1 protein-coding gene is annotated in these 1,239 nt (G+C 73.3%); it reads left to right on the top strand.

Annotated features, from left to right (window positions below):
• A partial coding sequence (locus tag AC27IO_RS24420; RefSeq protein WP_498741240.1) for a phospholipase D-like domain-containing protein occupies nt 1-1,125 on the top strand: 1,125 nt, incomplete at its 5' end.
• Nucleotides 1,126-1,239 lie beyond the last annotated feature (114 nt).

A 1,239-nucleotide genomic window follows, 5' to 3' on the forward strand; every position in this document is an offset into this window, starting at 1 on the left:
GCGCGGCTGCTGGCCAGCATGGAGCTGGAGCCGGCCGTGCGCAACGCGCGCATCGTGCTGCACGCCGACGGCACGCAGGCCCTGCGCACGCTGCTCGCGACCATCGCCTCGGCCGGGCACCGGCTGGACGTGTGCACCTTCGTCTTCGGCGACGACCCGGTGGGCCGGCAGGTCGCACGGGCCCTGGGCGAATGCGCGCAGCGCGGCGTCGCCGTGCGGCTGCTGCTGGACGCGGTGGGCAGCCTGGCCACGCCCGGCGCGCTGGTGAAAACGCTGCAGGCGCAGGGCGTGCAGGTGCGCCGCTTCATGCCCATGCTGCACAACCCGATGCGCGGGCGCACCAATCTGCGCAACCACCGCAAGCTGGTGGTGGCCGACGGCGAGCGGCTGTGGAGCGGCGGGCGCAACCTGGCCTGCGAATACTTCCTCGACCAGCCCGGCCATCCGGCCTGGATCGACCTGAGCTACGAGGTGCACGGCCCCCTGGCCCTGCAGGCCGCCGCGCAGTTCGAGGCCGACTGGAGCACCGCCAGCGGCCGCCTGGTGCGCGCCGCGCTGCCCCAGCCGCTGTCGCCGGGCCCGCCCGATGGCCCGTTGGCCCAGTGGGTGCCCAGCGGACCGGACCACGCCGACGACACCGTGCATGCCCTGCTGCTGGCCGGCGCCTACCACGCGCAGGAGCGCATCGTGGCCGTGACACCGTATTTCGTGCCCGACGACGCGCTGCTGGACGCCTGGTGCATGGCCTGCCGCCGCGGCGTGCGCGTGAGCCTGCTGGTGCCCTGGCGGTCCAACCACCGCCTGGCCGACTGGGCCCGCGAGCGCGCCCTGCGCGAACTGGCCCAGGCCGGTGCCGAGGTGTGGCTCGCACCGGGCATGGTGCACGCCAAGGCCGTGCTGATCGACGACGACCTGGCCCTGTCCGGCTCGCTCAACCTCGACGCGCGCAGCCTGTTCCTCAACTACGAGGCGATGACGGCCTTCTACGGCCCGGCCGAGGTGCAGTGGCTCTCGGACTGGTGCGCGCGCCAGATCGCCCTGGCGCGGCCCTATGTGCCCCGGCGCCCGTCCTGGCCGCGCGACATCGGCGAGGGCGTGGTGCGGGCGGTGGGCTTTCAGCTGTAGGACGGCCGTTCGCCCGGCGCGGGGCTCCCGCGCAGCGGTGTTTTGCTATTGTTTTTTATAGCTTTTTGGATTGATTGGGTTCCGGGGCCGGGGTATGCGCCCGGCGGCGCACTC

Source organism: Acidovorax sp. KNOB132, assembly GCF_057541515.1.